This window comes from Pseudomonas sp. zfem005 (genome assembly GCF_032621735.1).
In the GTDB taxonomy this organism is placed as follows: domain Bacteria; phylum Pseudomonadota; class Gammaproteobacteria; order Pseudomonadales; family Pseudomonadaceae; genus Metapseudomonas; species Metapseudomonas solani.
Map to the genome: position 1 here is coordinate 171,424 of NZ_JAVYJE010000012.1, position 15,372 is coordinate 186,795.

General features: G+C 68.6%; 18 protein-coding genes and 1 pseudogene. 7 read left to right on the plus strand and 12 right to left on the minus strand.

Annotation, left to right across the window (positions count from 1 at the left end):
* Positions 1–110 precede the first annotated feature (110 nt).
* The 3 genes from RTW82_RS25710 to RTW82_RS25720 all read right to left on the minus strand — a co-directional run bounded on the left by RTW82_RS25710 (position 111) and on the right by RTW82_RS25720 (position 1,453).
* Positions 111–449: a DUF2025 family protein gene (locus RTW82_RS25710; protein WP_043244381.1), complete on the minus strand. Its 339-nt coding sequence runs from the start codon at positions 447–449 to the stop codon at positions 111–113.
* A gap of 157 nt (positions 450–606) precedes the next feature.
* Positions 607–1,149 (minus strand): hypothetical protein, encoded by a 543-nt coding sequence (locus tag RTW82_RS25715; RefSeq protein ID WP_316926860.1) that lies wholly within the window; start codon positions 1,147–1,149, stop codon positions 607–609.
* Between the two features lie 172 nt (positions 1,150–1,321).
* Positions 1,322–1,453 (minus strand): hypothetical protein, encoded by a 132-nt coding sequence (locus RTW82_RS25720; RefSeq protein WP_021216910.1) that lies wholly within the window; start codon positions 1,451–1,453, stop codon positions 1,322–1,324.
* Positions 1,454–1,749: 296 nt separating this feature from the next.
* Between RTW82_RS25720 and RTW82_RS25725 the strand changes: the two genes are divergently transcribed.
* The 3 genes from RTW82_RS25725 to RTW82_RS25735 all read left to right on the plus strand — a co-directional run bounded on the left by RTW82_RS25725 (position 1,750) and on the right by RTW82_RS25735 (position 5,036).
* Positions 1,750–2,553: a PP2C family protein-serine/threonine phosphatase gene (locus RTW82_RS25725; protein WP_316926861.1), complete on the plus strand. Its 804-nt coding sequence runs from the start codon at positions 1,750–1,752 to the stop codon at positions 2,551–2,553.
* Positions 2,554–2,575: 22 nt separating this feature from the next.
* Positions 2,576–4,120 (plus strand): serine/threonine-protein kinase, encoded by a 1,545-nt coding sequence (locus RTW82_RS25730; protein ID WP_316926862.1) that lies wholly within the window; start codon positions 2,576–2,578, stop codon positions 4,118–4,120.
* Between the two features lie 61 nt (positions 4,121–4,181).
* Positions 4,182–5,036: an FHA domain-containing protein gene (locus tag RTW82_RS25735; RefSeq protein WP_111264035.1), complete on the plus strand. Its 855-nt coding sequence runs from the start codon at positions 4,182–4,184 to the stop codon at positions 5,034–5,036.
* 37 nt (positions 5,037–5,073) lie between these two features.
* On the opposite strand, the gene RTW82_RS25740 is transcribed toward RTW82_RS25735, so the two are convergent.
* From RTW82_RS25740 to RTW82_RS25755, 4 genes are all read right to left on the minus strand, one after another.
* The gene (locus RTW82_RS25740) at positions 5,074–5,493 is read right to left on the minus strand and encodes a DUF4019 domain-containing protein (RefSeq protein ID WP_111264034.1); all 420 of its coding nucleotides are present in this window, start codon (positions 5,491–5,493) and stop codon (positions 5,074–5,076) included.
* A complete protein-coding gene (locus tag RTW82_RS25745; RefSeq protein ID WP_178083021.1) occupies positions 5,490–5,786 on the minus strand; it encodes a hypothetical protein in 297 nt (98 codons plus the stop codon). The genes RTW82_RS25740 and RTW82_RS25745 overlap by 4 nt, the downstream gene beginning before the upstream one ends.
* A gap of 28 nt (positions 5,787–5,814) precedes the next feature.
* Positions 5,815–6,063, minus strand: a complete 249-nt coding sequence (locus tag RTW82_RS25750) for a hypothetical protein (protein WP_316926863.1) — start codon at positions 6,061–6,063, stop codon at positions 5,815–5,817.
* Positions 6,064–6,185: 122 nt separating this feature from the next.
* Positions 6,186–6,791, minus strand: coding sequence for a glutathione S-transferase (locus tag RTW82_RS25755; protein ID WP_316926864.1), 606 nt, complete (start codon positions 6,789–6,791; stop codon positions 6,186–6,188).
* 125 nt (positions 6,792–6,916) lie between these two features.
* On the opposite strand from RTW82_RS25755, the gene RTW82_RS25760 reads away from it, so the two are divergent.
* The gene (locus RTW82_RS25760; RefSeq protein WP_316926865.1) at positions 6,917–7,816 is read left to right on the plus strand and encodes a LysR substrate-binding domain-containing protein; all 900 of its coding nucleotides are present in this window, start codon (positions 6,917–6,919) and stop codon (positions 7,814–7,816) included.
* 62 nt (positions 7,817–7,878) lie between these two features.
* Here RTW82_RS25760 and RTW82_RS25765 read toward each other — a convergent pair whose 3' ends face one another.
* Together RTW82_RS25765 and RTW82_RS25770 are read right to left on the minus strand one after the other, a co-directional pair.
* The gene (locus RTW82_RS25765; protein ID WP_031286856.1) at positions 7,879–8,271 is read right to left on the minus strand and encodes a hypothetical protein; all 393 of its coding nucleotides are present in this window, start codon (positions 8,269–8,271) and stop codon (positions 7,879–7,881) included.
* A 509-nt stretch (positions 8,272–8,780) separates the two neighbouring features.
* Positions 8,781–10,046 carry an OprD family porin gene (locus RTW82_RS25770; protein WP_021216892.1) on the minus strand — a complete coding sequence of 422 codons (1,266 nt, stop codon included), beginning with the start codon at positions 10,044–10,046 and terminating at the stop codon, positions 8,781–8,783.
* Between the two features lie 215 nt (positions 10,047–10,261).
* Between RTW82_RS25770 and RTW82_RS25775 the strand changes: the two genes are divergently transcribed.
* Positions 10,262–11,596, plus strand: a complete 1,335-nt coding sequence (locus RTW82_RS25775; RefSeq protein ID WP_316926866.1) for a CSLREA domain-containing protein — start codon at positions 10,262–10,264, stop codon at positions 11,594–11,596.
* Here the strand turns inward: RTW82_RS25775 and RTW82_RS25780 are convergent.
* Positions 11,575–12,066 (minus strand): Lrp/AsnC family transcriptional regulator, encoded by a 492-nt coding sequence (locus RTW82_RS25780; RefSeq protein ID WP_271660377.1) that lies wholly within the window; start codon positions 12,064–12,066, stop codon positions 11,575–11,577. The genes RTW82_RS25775 and RTW82_RS25780 overlap by 22 nt on opposite strands.
* 141 nt (positions 12,067–12,207) lie before the next feature.
* Between RTW82_RS25780 and RTW82_RS25785 the strand changes: the two are divergent.
* Positions 12,208–13,458 (plus strand): annotated as a pseudogene (locus RTW82_RS25785) (Zn-dependent hydrolase); the annotation flags it as partial.
* 66 nt (positions 13,459–13,524) lie between these two features.
* Positions 13,525–14,748, plus strand: coding sequence for a diaminopropionate ammonia-lyase (locus RTW82_RS25790; RefSeq protein ID WP_410478852.1), 1,224 nt, complete (start codon positions 13,525–13,527; stop codon positions 14,746–14,748).
* 50 nt (positions 14,749–14,798) lie between these two features.
* Here the strand turns inward: RTW82_RS25790 and RTW82_RS25795 are convergent, their stop codons facing one another.
* Positions 14,799–15,071, minus strand: a complete 273-nt coding sequence (locus RTW82_RS25795; RefSeq protein WP_021216896.1) for a Rho-binding antiterminator — start codon at positions 15,069–15,071, stop codon at positions 14,799–14,801.
* Positions 15,068–15,334: a DUF2024 family protein gene (locus tag RTW82_RS25800; RefSeq protein WP_043245903.1), complete on the minus strand. Its 267-nt coding sequence runs from the start codon at positions 15,332–15,334 to the stop codon at positions 15,068–15,070. Before RTW82_RS25800 ends, RTW82_RS25795 begins: the two co-directional genes overlap by 4 nt.
* Between the last annotated feature and the right edge of the window lie 38 nt (positions 15,335–15,372).

Below are 15,372 nucleotides of genomic sequence, written 5' to 3' on the forward strand. Positions count from 1 at the left end.
GCACCGTGCTGCTGGTGGGCACCGATATGCACCGCATCGCCGCGCGGCTCTGCGCCCGGCTGGAACAGCGGCGGGCGGAAACGCGCTGCGCCTGAGCCGGGACGCAGGCTTCAGGCCTCCAGTGTGGTGGGCTTGAGGCAGCGCTCGGCGGTGATTTCCGGCAGGTCCTTGCGGCGCATGTACACGCGCAACGGTTCGGTGACGTTGAGGCGGTCGTCGATGTTCTGTTCCAGCAGCAGCTGGATCAGCTCGCGCTTGAGGGTCATGGTGCGGTCGCCGTGGGGCTGCCAGACGAATTCGCAGGCCGGCATGATGCTGTCGTTGTCCACGTCCATGCCGAAGGAGTCTTCGCTGAAGCGCACGATGTGCCGCCCGGTCTTGGTGTTGAAGCCGACGAAGCCGGCCAGCTGATCGGCGGCGGCGCAAATGCCGCTGGAGGTGATGCTCATGGGTAAACCTCGCTGGAGGGTCCTTGGACCCGGGTCTGGTCTACACGCGCAGGCGAAGCGATGGCCCGGTCTGGCGCCGGGCTCGGCGAGGGATTGTGCAGCAGGAAGGGCCAGGCGGGAGGACGGCGTATTGCCGCAGGCCGCCGCCGGCCGGGGTTCATTCTTCCGGCGGCGCTGCGGGCGGCGGCGGTGGCGGGGCAACCAGGGCATTGACCACCGCCAGGGCTTTCTCGAAGGAGGGGTAGCCGCTCTTGGCGACATCCAGGTTGGCGTAGTCGGCGCGGTACAGCTCGGCCTTCAGCGGGTCGGCCTCGGTGATCAGGAAGGGCTCGGCGTAGATCTTGTACAGCAGCGCCGTGGCGTGGGGGTGGTGCTTCGCCGCGGCCCGTTCCAGCAGGCTGAGCACCTCGTCCACCTGCGGGCCTTCGTGGATCTTCAGCACCGCCTGGTAGAAGGGCACTTCGCCGCGCCGGTCTTCGGCCTCGGCACGGCTGAGCAGGGCCGAGGCCAGCTCGAAGTTGTCCGGCTCGCCGGAGGCGACCAGGATCTTCGCCTGCAGCATGTCGTTCTGGTACAGCAGGCGCTCCTCGCGGCACTGCTCGCCGGACATCGGCTCATCACAGGACTGGGAAGCGCAGCCGGCCAGCAGCAGCGGCAGGCCCAGCGCGAGCATCCATGCGTTGACACGTTGGTAGACCATCGATCGTCCTCGGACCCCGGAGAATAGGTGCTTCGACCCCCGCCGCCGCGCTGGGTTCGCCGCCATGCGAAAGCGCCCGGCACCGGAGTTCCGGTACCGAGCGCTGGTGGTGTTGTACCCGTGGATGGCGGCTGTGTTCACTCAGCCCGCCGTCCCCCTGCCTGCTGACAACCTAAGGCAACGCCGCATGGCTGCCCAGGAGGCCGTCACCATGCTTCTTGTCGCGTTTGGCCATGCGCTTCTCATGGGCGCTCTTCAGCGGCTTCTTCTTGCTTTCCTTCTTCGCATTCATGCCTTTGCTCATGTCGCTTCTCCGTCAGGTGGTCGGGGTGACGCATCCATGCCATGGAACGCTCTTGATCACCCGCACCTCCTTCGGCTGCCCGAGCCGGCCATTTGCTGCTACACCCAGAAAGCATAGTCGGGAAGTGGCGCTCTGCAGGCCGCGACAAAGCCTCGACTGTTTAACACTTGGGCATGGAAAGCCGCGACAGCGCCCGCCCGGGGTCGCATCATGCCGGGTTGCGGTGGCGGGCCGGGGGCGAGCCTCTCGGAACCGCGCCGGATGACTTCACGCGGCGGCAGTACGGACGGAACAGCATGGGAATGACGCCTGGCCAGGAACCCCTGGGCTATGCGGCGCAATCGGTCGCAGGACGGGTGCGCGATCACAACGAAGATGCACTGCTGTGCAGGCCGGCGCTCGGCCTCTGGGCGGTCGCCGACGGCATGGGCGGCCACAGCTGCGGCGAGGTGGCCAGCGCCATCGCCCTGGAAACCCTGGAGCGCGAACTGGCCGCCGGCCTGCCCCTGGAAGTGGCCGTGCACGGCGCAAACCGTGCCGTGCTGGAGGCCGCCGCCGGCCTCGACGACGAACGCCGGGGCATGGGCACCACCCTGGTGGCCGTGCGTTTCCAGGGCAGCGACTTCGAGCTGGCCTGGGTCGGCGACAGCCGCGCCTACCGCATCGACGCCGCCGGCATCCACCAGATCAGCCGCGACCACAGCTGGGTCCAGGCGCTGGTGGACGCGGGCCAGATGACCCCCGAGCAGGCGCGCACCGATGCGCGGCGCAATGTCATCACCCAGTGCCTGGGGCGCGACGACCAGGCCCTGGAAGTCGGCCTGCTCAGTGGCAGCCTGCTCCCCGGCGAACTGCTGCTGCTGTGCAGCGACGGCCTCAGCGGCGAGCTGGACGACGAGGAGATCCATGCCCAGTGCAACAAGGCCCGGACGCTGGACGGTATGGTCGATCAGCTGATCGTACTAGCCAATAGCCATGGCGGCAGGGACAATATCTCCTGCATCGTGCTGGGCCTGCCCGCGCAGGAGCAGGAACCGGCCAAGGCCCCACCCCCGCGTTCCTTCCTCAGCCGTTTGTTCAACCCCCGAAAACCCCGATGAATCCGACGCGCATCGACTCCCTATGAATGACAGCTTGCTAGAAATACCCGGCTACAGCGTGCACGGCCGGTTGGGCAAGGGCGGCATGGCCGAGGTCTACCTCGCGACCCAGGAGTCGCTGCATCGCCAGGTGGCGATCAAGGTGCTGCAGCGCCTGGACGACGAAGCCTTCGCCAAGCGCTTCGTCAAGGAAGCGCACCTGGTCGCTTCCCTGCACCACCCCTCGATCATCACCATCCACGACATCGGCCAGCTCGCCGACGGGCGCTACTACATCGCCATGGAGTTCGTCGCCGGCGGCGACCTGGCCCAGCACCGGGGCGAGCGCTTCGAGCCGCAGCGGGCGCTGGACATCGTCCGGCAGATCGCCGCCGCGCTGGTGGTGGTGCATGACAAGGGCATGGTCCACCGCGACATCAAGCCGGCCAACATCCTCTTCCGCGAAGACGGCACCGCGGTGCTCAGCGACTTCGGCATCGCCAAGGAGCTGGAGCTCGACAGCGAGCTGACCCAGTACAACGTCGCCGTCGGCAGCCCCGCCTACAGCAGCCCCGAGCAGGCCCAGTGCCAGCCGCTGGACGCGCGCAGCGACATCTACAGCCTGGGCGTCATCCTCCTGGAGATGCTTACCGGCACCAATCCCTTCCGTGGCTCCAGCTACACCCAGACGGTGATGAACCACGTGCAGCAGGAGCCCCCGCGCCTGCACGGCGCCCTGGAGCGCTACCAGTTCCTGCTCGACCGCATGCTGGCCAAGGACCCCGACGAGCGCTTCGCCGACTGCCGCGTGCTGCTGGCGAGCCTGGCCGAACTCAACGAGGGCGAGCTCGACAACACCCGCCTGACCCCCGCCCCCAAGGCCGCCCCCCGCGACGCCAACCCCACGCGCAAGGCGAAGGCGGCACCGGCGGCTCCCGCGCAGCCGGCCCCGCGCCGAGGCGTGCCGATCTGGGGTTGGGCCCTGCTGGGCGTGCTGCTGCTCGCCCTGGGCGGCGGCCTCGGCTACCACCTGCTGCAACAGAAGAAGATCGACGACCTGCTGGCCCGGGCCGAACTGCGCCTGAACGCCGGCAGCCTGGTGGAGCCGGCCGGCGACAGCGCCGAGCACTACTTCAACCAGGTGCTGGCCCTGGATGCCGGCAACGCCGCCGCCACCCAGGGCCTGGCCCGCGTGCTGCAGGCCCGGGTCGACGCCCTGGTGGCCCTGGGCGATGAGCGCCTGGCCGACGACCGCCTGCTGCAGCCCGAGGGCGACAGCGCGGTGGCCTACTACCAGCAGGCGCTGGCCCTGCAACCCGAGAACCCGCGCGCATTCGCGGGCCTCGAACAGGTGGCGCGGCGCTTCGCCCTGCTGGCCGAGGAAGCCTACGGCCATCGGGAATTCGCCCTGGCCCAGGAATACATCAAGGGTGGCCTCGCGGTGGCGCCGGAAGATCCGCAGCTGCTGCAGCTGCAGGCCGACCACGCCATGCGCGTGCGCAAGGCCCAGGTGGTACGCAGCCAGTCGCGGCAGCAGCAACAGACCGCCAACCCGGTCAAGCGTTTATGGAACCGCATCTTCGACTGATGCGCGTTAACAGGTCAGCTGGGCGATCGGCTTGGCGCAACCAGGATCAAGGATTTCGGACATGCTCAGGATTCACTTCGCAGACAATCGCCAGGAGCCGGTCTGGCTGGTGGACGAACGCTTCACCATCGGCCAGGACGCGCGCAACAACCTGGTACTCAACGAGGCCGAGGTCAGCCCCTTCCATGCGGAAATCCGCCAGGACCACGGCCTCTACTACCTCACCGACTGCGGCACCCGCAGCGGCACCTTCGTCAACGGCGAGCGCATCGGCGCGCGCTACCAGCTGCGCTCCGACGACCGCGTGCGCATCGGCACCCTGGAGCTGCTGCTGGTCGACCCGGCCAAGGTCAAGCCCAAGGCCGCGCCCACCGCGCGCTGGTTCCTGCAGGTGATCAAGGGCGAGCACGAGGGGCAGAAGTACCACGTCACCGGCTCCATGACCTTCGGCCGTTCGGTGAAGTGCGAGCTGTGCTTCAGCGACCTGGAGCTCTCCCGTCGCCATGCCGAGTTCTTCCTCAAGGACGACGTGCTGGAGATCAAGGACCTGGCCTCGGCCAACGGCGTGTTCGTCAACCAGCAGAAGGTCGGCACCGCCGTGCTGGCGCCGGGCGACCAGGTGCGCATGGCTTCGGTGACGCTGCTGGTGATCGGGCCCAAGGTGGAGGTGCGCCAGGCCGCCGACGAGGACGCCACCCAGTTCGTCCGTGTGATCGACCTGCCCAAGCCGGTCGCTGCCCCGCGCCCGGCCAGCCAGCCGGCGGTGGCCAACCCGCTGCGCGCCGCCGCGCCGGCGCCCGAGGCTCCGGCAGTGGCCGCCTCCGCTGAGGATCGCACCGGGCGCCTGGTGCTGATCGGCGGCATCGTCCTGGCCGTCCTCGGCGTGGCGGCGGTGGTCGCGAAGTTCGTTCTGTAGGCCGCGTGCCTGGCCGACCCGCCCGGGTCGGCCTCTCTCAATCGACGTAGTAACCGGCCACCCGCCACTGGCCGTCGGCGTCGCGCATCGGCGTCACCGTCTCCACCGCCTCGCTGTGGTGCTCGAAGTTGCTGCGGTATTCGAGGATCACGTACTCGCCGTCCGGCAGGCCCGGCAACTGGGTCGCGTAGGTAGCCGACTGCAGCGTGCGCGCCCGCACCGGCCCCAGGGGCGAGCGCAGGTCCACCGCCAGGTTGATCCAGTCGTAGCGCGTCACCGAGTGACGGAACAGGCTCGCCGCCTGCTGCCAGCTGCGCAGGTAGTCCTCGCTGTCGGCGAGGACCAGCCAGGCGCGCGCGGCGGCCTTGGCCTGCTCGATCTTCTGCGCCTCCGTGGCCTGGGCGAGGGTGCAGGCCAGCAGGCCGAAGGCCAACAGGGCACTGCGTAACATCTTCATCCTTCTCTCCTTGAATGCAGGGGTTGCCGGTCCATCCGGTACGCCTGGTGCAGCAGGATACGCAGCGCCAGGCGGCTCTGCGCGTCGTTCGGCGGCAAATCGAACCGAGGCAGCCAGGCGCGCCGCATGCGGATATCCACCCAGCGCCGGGCGCCGCGCACCCGAATGTGGCAGAACGGCCGGTGCCCCAGGTAGAAGCTGCCGGGACGGGGCTCGCTGATGCACGGCCAGTTCCTGATCGCTGCCAGCAGTTGACCGAGGTCCGCCAGGGCATGTTCCGGGTTTCGCGCCACGGGCCTTCGACTCCCGCCGGTCGCCGGCTCAGAACACATAGCGCGCCGGATTGCCAAGCAGTGACCGTGCCAGCGGCCCCGTCCGGGGCAGCTCCAGGCTGGCCGGCAGGGCCAGGGGCGGGCGCTTGTCGCTGGCGGCCAGCGGCAGGAACAGGTCCTGGGCATGGCTGGTGTCGAGGCGTGCGAGGGCTTGCCAGTCGGCCGCCGCGAGGGTGCCGGCCAGCGCCAGCACGCCGGCGAGGGCGAGCAGCGAATCGAAGAGTCGGGTGAGTGTCATGGCGACTGTCCCTGTCGGAATGGTGGTCGCCTGTCGCGAGCGGCAGGCCGTCGGAGCTGCCCATCCTAGGCAGCCACCGGCGGCGAATATTGCCTGCTTTGTCGTGGAACTGTGAAGGTTTGTTAAGCCATCGGCGTGGCGAGGAATGCCGGCAGCCGCTCGGCGCGTTCGGCGAAGGCCGCCAGCAGCGGATAGCCGGCGGGCTCCAGTTCCTCGCGGATCACCAGCTGGGCGAAGCCCCAGGCCACCGCCAGGCTGATGCCGTCCTGGCCGATGCCGGCGCCTTCGCCCAGGGGGCGGCGGGCCAGTTCCGCTTCCACCTCGCTGCAGGCCGCGTGCAACTGGTAGCGCACCCGCTCCAGCCAGGGCGCATGCTGCTTGTCCTGCGGGCGCAGCTCCTTCTCGTAGACGATCTGCACCGCCTTCTCGCACAGCGCCAGGGCCAGGCCGACCACGCGCAGGGCATGGGCGCGCGGGGCCGGTGCTGCGGGCAGCAGGCTGCGCCCGGCGAGGGTTTCCAGGTAGTCGAGGATCAGGCTCGAATCCATCAGCGTGGTGCCATCGTCGAGCACCAGGGTCGGTGCCTTGACCACCGGGTTGATCGCCTTGAAGGCATCGAAATGACGAAACACCGAAACCGCCTCGTGCTCGAAGGGGATGTCGAGCGAGCGCAGGCTGATGGCGACCCGGCGTACATAAGGGGAATCCAGCATACCGATCAGTTTCATTAACAGGTTCCTTGGCGACGGATTGGAAGAGGCGCCCCGACCAGGTGGGCGGCTCGCAAAAAATAGCGGTGCGCCGGGGCGGTGAATATCGATACTTTCTGCCGATTCCTGTTAGTTTTCCTTACATGAATCACATGCCTCCACTGGCCTCGCTGCGCAGCTTCGAAGCGGTCGCGCGCCTGGGCAGCATCACCCGGGCCGCCGCCGAGCTGCACGTCACCCACTCGGCCATCAGCCAGCAGATCAAGCAGCTGGAGCTGCTGCTCGGCCTGCCGCTGTTCGTCCGCGAAGGGCGCGGCCTGCGCCTGAACGAGGATGGCCGCCTCTATGCCCTGCAGATCCGCCGGGCGCTGGAGGACATCGGCGAAGCCACCCGCCTGGTGCGCGACCGCCCCGAGCGCGAGGCGCTGACCATCGCGGTGATGCCGTCCTTCGGCGCCCAGTGGCTGCTGCCGCGCCTGCCGCGTTTCCAGGCGCGCCACCCGCTCTACCGCATCCACCTGCAAGCCAGCCTCGGGTTGCAGGACCTGCGCCAGTCGGGGGTCGACCTGGCCATCCGCATGGGCCAGGGCAACTGGGAGGGGCTGGAGCGGCGCCGGCTGTTCGACGACGAACTGCTGCTGGTGGCCTCGCCGCGCCTCAATGGCGGCGACCTGCCGCAGACGCCCCAGCAGGCCCTGCGCCTGCCCCTGATCCGCACCGCCGAACCCTGGCTGCGCTGGTGCCAGGCGGCCGGCGTGGACGAGCCGCCAGCGGACCTGGGCCTGTGGATAAACGACTCCAACCTGGTGCTGGAGGCCCTGCGCCTGTGCCAGGGCATCGCCCTGGAACGCCGCAGCCTGGTACAGGGCGCACTGGCGCGGGGCGAGCTGGTGCAGCTCACCGGCATCAGCGTGCCCTACGCCTTTCCCTACTGGCTGGTGTGGCAGCCGGGCGAGGGCGTGGGCCAGAAGCACGAGGACTTCGGTCGCTGGCTGGACGAGGAGGCCACGCTCTATCGCGCGTCCATCGGCCAGGCGCGGTGACGCCCGGCGCGCGCCCATGAAAAAGGGAGCCCTGGGGCTCCCTTGTTCGTTGCCTGGGTGGATCAGTCCGCCAGGCGCTGGTCGCGGCGCAGCTGCAGCAGGTCACCCTTGGTGCACTGCTGCGGCTGGGCGGAGGTCAGGTCGTAGCAACGCTGACCGAAGCCCATGGGCCAGTAAATGATGGCGAAGGGCGGCCAGAAGATCGACGCCACGCGGAAGCGCGCGCGCAGCTTGCCCTGCTGAACCAGCGTGCCGTGGCTGTCGGTCAGCTTGTAGGGGATGCCGCCGGCGGAGCTCCAGAAGAACGGGCGGGTGGTGACCATGCCCTGGCTGAACTGCTGGGGACGCTCGTAGACGGAAACCTTGGTGTCTTCCGGGAGCTTGAAATAGGTACGGGTGGAGCAACCCCCCGCGACCAGGGCCACCGCGACGATGGCGGCCGTGCGCTTGAACATCTTCACATCCATTCCTTTATGGGTACGACTTCATCCAGGGCGGCCAGGCCGCCGGGCGCGCATGTTGCCCATCTTTCGCTGATGGCGCCAGGCCATTAGTCGGTTGCGCCGCCGATCGGCCGCTTTTTTGTGCGCCGGTCGAGGTTGAAGCGGGGAGCCGCAAGCCCCGCTGCGCCGACCTCCGCTCTTTTGTGGGAGCGGATTCATCCGCGATGCTTTCAAGGGACATGCATCGGGTGGGCGTAGGGTGGGCTTCAGCCCACCGCTTATTGGAGCGTCAGCCTATTGCCGAGCAGCCCCCCTGCACCCATGCCGGGTTGCACCCGACCTACGAAAGCGAAGCTCCGCCGGCCCGGTGGGAGCGGTTTCAACCGCGAAGAGCTGATCGCGAATGAATTCGCTCCCACTGGAAGAGGGTGGTGCAGGTAGCACGCTTGCCTGGCGCTCCCACCCCCACAAAAAAAGCCCCGGCGCTTTCACGCCGGGGCTTCTTGTTCATGAGGGCTCGATCAGAAGATGTTGACCGGGTACTCGACGAATACGCGGACTTCGTTGCCGTCGTCGACGTAGCTGCTGATGTTGTTGGAGGCACGCAGCATGGAGCCGCGCAGCTTCATCTTCAGGTCCTTGGCCGGGCCTTCCTGGACCACGTACTGCACCTGGTTGAAGATTTCGCGCTCTTGGCCGCGGCCGCCCTGGCCGGCGTCGATGTTGTCGCCGCGCACGTAGGCCACGCGGTAGCTCAGGCCGGGTACGCCGTATTCGGCGAAGTCCAGGCCGTAAGCAACCTGCCAGGAGTTCTCGTCCTTGCCGTTGAAGTCGGACCAGTAGGAGTTGGCCAGCCAGATGGTGGTGCCGCCGTCGCCGATGTAGTCGCCGCTCTGGTAGCCGCCGTACAGGTAGCCGATGTCACCGCTGCTGCGCTGGTGCGCCAGGGTGAAGGAGTGGCCGCCCAGGGCGTAGGTGGCAGCCAGGCTCCAGATGCGGTTGTCGCGCGCGTCGCTGGCGGCGAATTCCTTGTCCAGGCGGGTCTTGTAGCCGTTGAAGTCCAGAGTCACGGACTGGTCGTCAGCCACCGGGATGATGTAGTTCAGGTTCAGGTACTGCTTCTTCAGCACGTCCTTCACGTCGGAGGCGTAGAGCGAGGTGCTGAACTGGTCGTTGAACTTGTAGCTGCCGCCGTACACGTCGATACGCTTCAGGCCACCGCTGTCGCGGGCCTCGGCGCTCTTCTGGGCTTCGGCGTTGAAGCGGCCGACGTTCAGTTCCAGGCCTTCGATCTCCTTCGAGGTGATCAGGGTGCCGGTGTAGCTTTCCGGCAGCAGGCGGGAGTCGTCGTAGCTCAGTACCGGCAGGGCGGGCATCTGGTCGCCGACCTTGATCACGGTGTTGGAGATGCGCGCCTTGATGGCGGCGCCGGCACGGGCGATGTCGTCCTGGGCGTGGCCGCTGTCACCGGGTTTGAAGAAGTCGATGCCGGCAGCGCCGACGCGGCCTTTGCCACCGTCCAGGCGCAGGGCGTACAGGCCGAAGGCGTCGACGCCGAAGCCTACGGTGCCTTGGGTGAAGCCGGAGCTGAAGTTACCGATGAAGCCTTGGCCCCACTCCATGCGGTCGGACTTGGTGTGCTTGTAGTCACGGTTCATGTAGGCGTTGCGCAGCAGCACGTTCAGGCTGCTGTCTTCGACGAAGCCCTTGGATTGCGCCTGCTCATTGGCGAAGGCGGGGGCAGAGGCAGCGATGCAGAGGGCGATCAGGCTCAGGTTTTTTTTCATTGTAGGTACTGCTCGGTTTTCGAAAGGCGGCGATTCTGAACAAGTCGCACGGTGGGTTCAAGACCGTCGAGGAGCCGGGTGGCGTGCACGTGATGACCTGTCGTCGGCGCGTCGCACCACCAGGGGGGATAACCGCAGCGTCGCGCGGTCCATTCCAGATCGGCCCAGGGAAGGGCGGCTCCGCACGATTCCAGCCCCTGAAGAAGGACTCCTCCATGGCGACCGATCCGTCCACCCGCACCGCGTTCCTTTCCCTGCTACTTGGCCTCGCTTCCCCGGCGGCCCTGGCCGAAGACATCCGCGTCAGCAAGACCGGCGACAGCGACGACGGCGTCTGCAACGCCGATTGCTCGCTGCGCGAAGCCCTTGCCTATGCCGCCGCGCAACCCGGCAGCCACCGCATCCAGCTGGCGGAGGGGCGCTACGTCCTTGATGCCGGCAATGCGGCCCGGGCCGCGGGCGACGAGGGCCTGGTGGTCAGCGGCGAGCTGACCCTTATCGGCGCCGGCACCGGCAGCACCGTGATCGACGGCGGCAGCAACGGCCGCCTGTTCAGCGTCACCGAGGGTGCGCGCCTGCACCTGGAGCAACTGAGCCTGCGCAACGGCCGCAGCGCCAGCCGGGGCGGCGCGCTGCTCAATCAGGGCGAGACGACCCTGGAGCACGTCGAGTTGCGCGACAACCACGTCTACGCCATCGACTCCGGCCCCGACCATGGCTGGGGCGGCGCCATCGCCAACTATGGCTGGCTGGACATCCGCTCCTCGCGGCTCATCGACAACCAGGCCTTCTCCGAAACCACCGATGAAGTTCGTGGCGGCGGCCTCTACAACGCCGGCCAGCTGCGCATGCGCAACTCGACCCTGGAGCACAACAGCAGCTCCAACGGCGTCGACAACGGTTTTGGCGGTGGCCTCTACAACCAGGGCCATGCCGATATCGCCCGCAGCGCCCTGGTGCGCAACAGCCAGGGCGAAGGCGGGCTTGGCGCGGCCATCCTCAATACCGGGGTGCTGCGCCTGGTCAACAGCACCCTCAGCGCCAACCAGACCTATTTCGGCCGCGGCGTGCTGGTCAACGGCCGGCCCCAGGGCCAGGGCGGGGAGGGCGCCCAGGCGTTGCTGGGCAATGTCACCGTCGCCAACAACGGCAACTACGGGCTGATGAACTTCGCCTCGATGGCGGTGCGCAACAGCCTGGTGGCCGGCAACCGCTACATCAACGACGACAGCGAGGTGTTCGTGCGCAACTGCCTCAACCAGGGCAGCTACTTCAATGTGCGCGGCCTGATGCTGGGCAGCGACGGCCACGGCTGCAGCGCCGACCTGCCGCTGGACGACGCGCGCACCTTCACCGAGGTGCTCGAGGCGCTGAGCGCCGCACCCGGCGCGCCGGCCCTGCACCCGCTGCGCCCGGGCAGCCCGGCCATCGACGCCGGGGTCGGCACCTGCACCGCCAGCGACCAGCGCAAGCTCCCGCGCCCCCAGGACGGCAATGGCGACGGCGTCGCCGGCTGCGACCTGGGCGCCTACGAGCGCGCCGCGCCCTGAGGCGCGTCGAACCCGGTGGGGATCTCCAGCCCCACCTTGACGTTGCTCATGGAGACCAGGGTCTTGAAGCGCCGCACGTTGTTGCTCTCGAAGAACAGGCTGCGGGTCAGCTCGGTGTACTGCTCCATGGTGCGCACCGCCAGGATCAGCACGAAATCCCACTCGCCGGCGGTGTAGTAGCACTGCTGCACCTGGGGGCAGCGGGCGAAGCTGCGCTTCATCGCATCCAGCAGGTCGATGCGCTCACTCTCCACCTCCACCTGCACCACCAGGGTCAGCGGGTGGCCCAATTGCTCCGGCTCCACCAGCGCCACCTGGCCACGCACGATGCCCTCGTCGCGGTAGCGCTTCAGGCGTCGGTTCACCGCGGCGGCGGAGAGGTTCACCCGCTCGCCCAGCTCGCTTTGCGGCAGCGTCGCATCGCGCTGGATTTCCGCGAGCAGGCGGTGGTCATAGTCATCGAGGGTCATGGTTGCAATTCCTTAGTCAGGAAGCGCCGGCAGGTGAAATGAAATTCCACTTGAGCGGCTGATAACGCAAAAGAACGGCGGTGAGTGGGAAATATTATTTCACCACCTCGGTATTTCCCACCCAACCCGGAGCACCCACACATGCCAGCACACCGCGAAGCCCCCTTGCCCCGCCTCGATGGCGAGCGGCTCCTGGCACAACTGGCCGAACTGGGGGAGGTGGGCGCGGACGACAGCGGCGGCCGTACCCGCATCGCCCTCAGCGACACGGAAAAGGCCGGCCGTGACCGGGTGGTGGGCTGGATGCGCGAGCTGGAGCTGGAGGTGCGCATCGATCGCATCGGCAATATCTTCGGCACCCTGCCGGGCGGTGCGGCGGGGACGCCGACATTGATGATCGGCTCGCACATCGACAGCGTGGCCAACGCCGGTGCCCTCGACGGCTGCTACGGCGTGCTTGCCGGGCTGGCGGTGGCGCGGGCCTTCCGCGAAGCGGGAATCGAGCCGGTGCGGCCGATCACCGTGGCCGCCTTCACCAACGAGGAAGGCGTGCGCTACCAGCCGGACATGCTGGGCTCCCTGGTCTACGCCGGCGGCCTGCCCGTGGAGCAGGCGCTGGACATCACCGGCAGCGACGGCAGCCACCTGGGCGACGAGCTACGCCGCATCGGCTATGCCGGCGACATGGAGCCCGGCGCCATCCCCGTGCACGAGTACCTGGAGCTGCACATCGAGCAGGGCCCGGTGCTGGAGGCGGAAGACCTGGAGATCGGCGTGGTGGAAAACCTCCAGGGCATTTCCTGGCAGCAGGTCACGGTGCGCGGCCACGCCAACCACGCCGGCACCACGCCGACCCGCCTGCGCTACGACGCCGGGCTGGTGGCCGCCACCATCGTCCAGCAGCTGCGGCTGATCGCCGACGAGGCCGGCACCACCCTGGCCACGGTCGGCTGCATGCGCTTCGAGCCCAACCTGATCAACGTCATCCCACGGCTGGCCAGCTTCAGCGTCGACCTGCGCGACCCCGACGAGCAGCGCCTGCAGAGCGTGGAGCGGCGCCTGCAGGGCTACCTCACCACCCTCGCCGAGCACCGTGGCGTGCAGATCGACAGCCAGCTCCTGGCCCGCACCCAACCGGTGGTGTTCGACCCGCAGCTGGTCTCGGCGATCGAGGCCGCCGTGCAGCGCCAGGGGCTCAGCTACCGGCGCATGACCTCCGGCGCCGGGCACGACGCGCAGATGATCGCGCGCATCGCCCCGGCGGCGATGATCTTCGTGCCCAGCCGTGGCGGTGTCAGCCATAACCCCCGCGAGTTCACCGAGGACGGGCAATTGCTGGCCGGCGCGCAGGTGCTGCTGGACGTGGTGATCGACCGCCTCGGCGCTGCCCGCCAGGCCCAGCGCCACCCGGCCCGGAGCGCCGGCCCCGAGCTGCCGGACCCACAGCAGGTCGCGCCCCTGGAACTCCTGCTCAACCGCCGCGCGGTGCATGGCGGCTACCCCACTGACCTGCGCGCGCTGATGAACATCAACCAGGCCAGCCAGGACCGCGCCTGGCTCGCCAACTGGTCCGAACTGAGCCCCCGCGCCACGCCGCTGTGGAGCCTGCCCGACCTGGCCGCACGCCTGGGCATCGCGCGGTTGTGCATCAAGGACGAATCCCTGCGCTCGCCGCTGGCCAGCTTCAAGGCCCTGGGCGCACCCATCGCCCTGGTGCGCCTGATCCTGCGGCGTTTCCCCGCCCAGGACTTCGACGCCGCCAGCCTCCTGGCCGGCGAGCACCGTTCGCGCCTGGCCGGCTTCACCGTGGTCAGCGCCACCGACGGCAACCACGGCCGCGCTTTGGCCGCCGCCGCCCGCAGCATTGGCTGCGACTGCGTGATCGTGCTCCACGCCAACGTCAGCGAGGAGCGCGAGCGTGCCATCGCCGCCTACGGCGCACAGGTGCGGCGCATCACCGGCAACTACGACGATTCGGTGGAAGAGGCCGCCTCCCTGGCGGTCGCCTATGGCTGGCAGGTGGTGGCCGACACCTCCTGGGAGGGCTACGAGGAGATCCCCCGCGACGTGATGCAGGGCTACGGCATCATCGCCGAGGAAGTGATCGAAACCGCCGGCGTCGACGCCTACACCCACATCATCCTGCAGGGTGGCGTCGGCGGCCTGGCGGCGGGCATCGCCAGCTACTACTGGGAGCGCTGCGGCGCCACCCGGCCGACCCTGCTGGTGGTGGAGCCGAGCCAGGCCGACTGTCTCTACCAGAGCGCCCTCGCGGGGGCGCCGGCACGGGCCACGGGCTCGGTGGATTCGGTGATGGCCGGGCTCGCCTGCGGTGCCACCTCGCCGCTGGCCTGGCGCTTCCTGGAGGGCAGCATCGACGCCTTCCTCAAGGTCGAGGACGCCGACGCGGTGACCGCCATGGGCGTGCTCGCCACCGGCAGCGCACGGGACATCCCGGTGATCGCCGGCGAATCCGGGGCCGCCGGCCTGGCCGGGCTGCTGCGCCTGCTGGCCGAACCCGAGCGCGCCGCCGAACTGGGCCTGGACGCCAACGCCCGGGTGCTGCTGATCAACACCGAAGGCGCCACCGCCCCCTCGGTCTACGAGGAACTGGTGGGCGAACCCGTCGCCTCGGTGCTGGCCCGCCAGCGCGACTGGGCGGCGGCCAATCTGGGGCGTTGAGGAGGCTGTCGGGTTGCTGCACCCGACCTACTGGGAGATGCGGCCTTGCATCAGGGAATCGAACAGGCCGCACCAGCCAGCAGCACCCGGCCGAAACTGGCGCCGGGGTCCAGCGGGGTGATCGCCAGCAGCCGGTCGAGACGCACCTCGCGCTGGTCATCGAAGCGGAGGAATTCCTCCTTGCTGGCGGCGGTGCGGGTGGTCAGGGCGCGGGCTTCGAAGGGCTCGCCATCGCTCAGCTCCACCCGCAGCCGGTAGCCGTGCAGGCAGGCGATCTCCAGGTAGTCGTGGAGATCGCAGTGCAGCGGTTGGTAGGCGTTCACGATGCCGCCTCGAAGCCTTGCAGCGGGATGATGAAGTAGCCGTCGCGCGCGATGGCCGCGGCCACCGGCTCCGGGGCCGACTCGCTGTGGCAGTACAGGCACTGGCTCTGGGCGATATCGGCGTCGGCCAGGCCGAGGCTGCCCAGCCAGTCGCGGGCGAAGCGTTCGGCGCGGGGTTGCTCGGCCGAGTCGATGAGCACATCGAAGTGCAGGTAGCGTCCGTCACGGGTGCGCACGTGGGTGTCGAATACCTTGATCTGCATGGTGGCTTGCTCCTGGGTGAGGCGGGTCGCGATGGCGG

Bases quoted from the DNA above. Each gene is read 5' to 3' on its own strand.
- RTW82_RS25715 (WP_316926860.1), bottom strand. From the start codon at position 1,149: ATGGTCTACCAACGTGTCAACGCATGGATGCTCGCGCTGGGCCTGCCG.
- RTW82_RS25770 (WP_021216892.1), bottom strand. From the start codon at position 10,046: ATGAAAAAAAACCTGAGCCTGATCGCCCTCTGCATCGCTGCCTCTGCC.
- RTW82_RS25780 (WP_271660377.1), bottom strand. From the start codon at position 12,066: ATGACCCTCGATGACTATGACCACCGCCTGCTCGCGGAAATCCAGCGC.
- RTW82_RS25740 (WP_111264034.1), bottom strand. From the start codon at position 5,493: ATGAAGATGTTACGCAGTGCCCTGTTGGCCTTCGGCCTGCTGGCCTGC.
- RTW82_RS25725 (WP_316926861.1), top strand. From the start codon at position 1,750: ATGGGAATGACGCCTGGCCAGGAACCCCTGGGCTATGCGGCGCAATCG.
- RTW82_RS25710 (WP_043244381.1), bottom strand. From the start codon at position 449: ATGAGCATCACCTCCAGCGGCATTTGCGCCGCCGCCGATCAGCTGGCC.
- RTW82_RS25720 (WP_021216910.1), bottom strand. From the start codon at position 1,453: ATGAGCAAAGGCATGAATGCGAAGAAGGAAAGCAAGAAGAAGCCGCTG.
- RTW82_RS25800 (WP_043245903.1), bottom strand. From the start codon at position 15,334: ATGCAGATCAAGGTATTCGACACCCACGTGCGCACCCGTGACGGACGC.
- RTW82_RS25755 (WP_316926864.1), bottom strand. From the start codon at position 6,791: ATGAAACTGATCGGTATGCTGGATTCCCCTTATGTACGCCGGGTCGCC.
- RTW82_RS25750 (WP_316926863.1), bottom strand. From the start codon at position 6,063: ATGACACTCACCCGACTCTTCGATTCGCTGCTCGCCCTCGCCGGCGTG.
- RTW82_RS25735 (WP_111264035.1), top strand. From the start codon at position 4,182: ATGCTCAGGATTCACTTCGCAGACAATCGCCAGGAGCCGGTCTGGCTG.
- RTW82_RS25760 (WP_316926865.1), top strand. From the start codon at position 6,917: ATGAATCACATGCCTCCACTGGCCTCGCTGCGCAGCTTCGAAGCGGTC.
- RTW82_RS25775 (WP_316926866.1), top strand. From the start codon at position 10,262: ATGGCGACCGATCCGTCCACCCGCACCGCGTTCCTTTCCCTGCTACTT.
- RTW82_RS25765 (WP_031286856.1), bottom strand. From the start codon at position 8,271: ATGTTCAAGCGCACGGCCGCCATCGTCGCGGTGGCCCTGGTCGCGGGG.
- RTW82_RS25730 (WP_316926862.1), top strand. From the start codon at position 2,576: ATGAATGACAGCTTGCTAGAAATACCCGGCTACAGCGTGCACGGCCGG.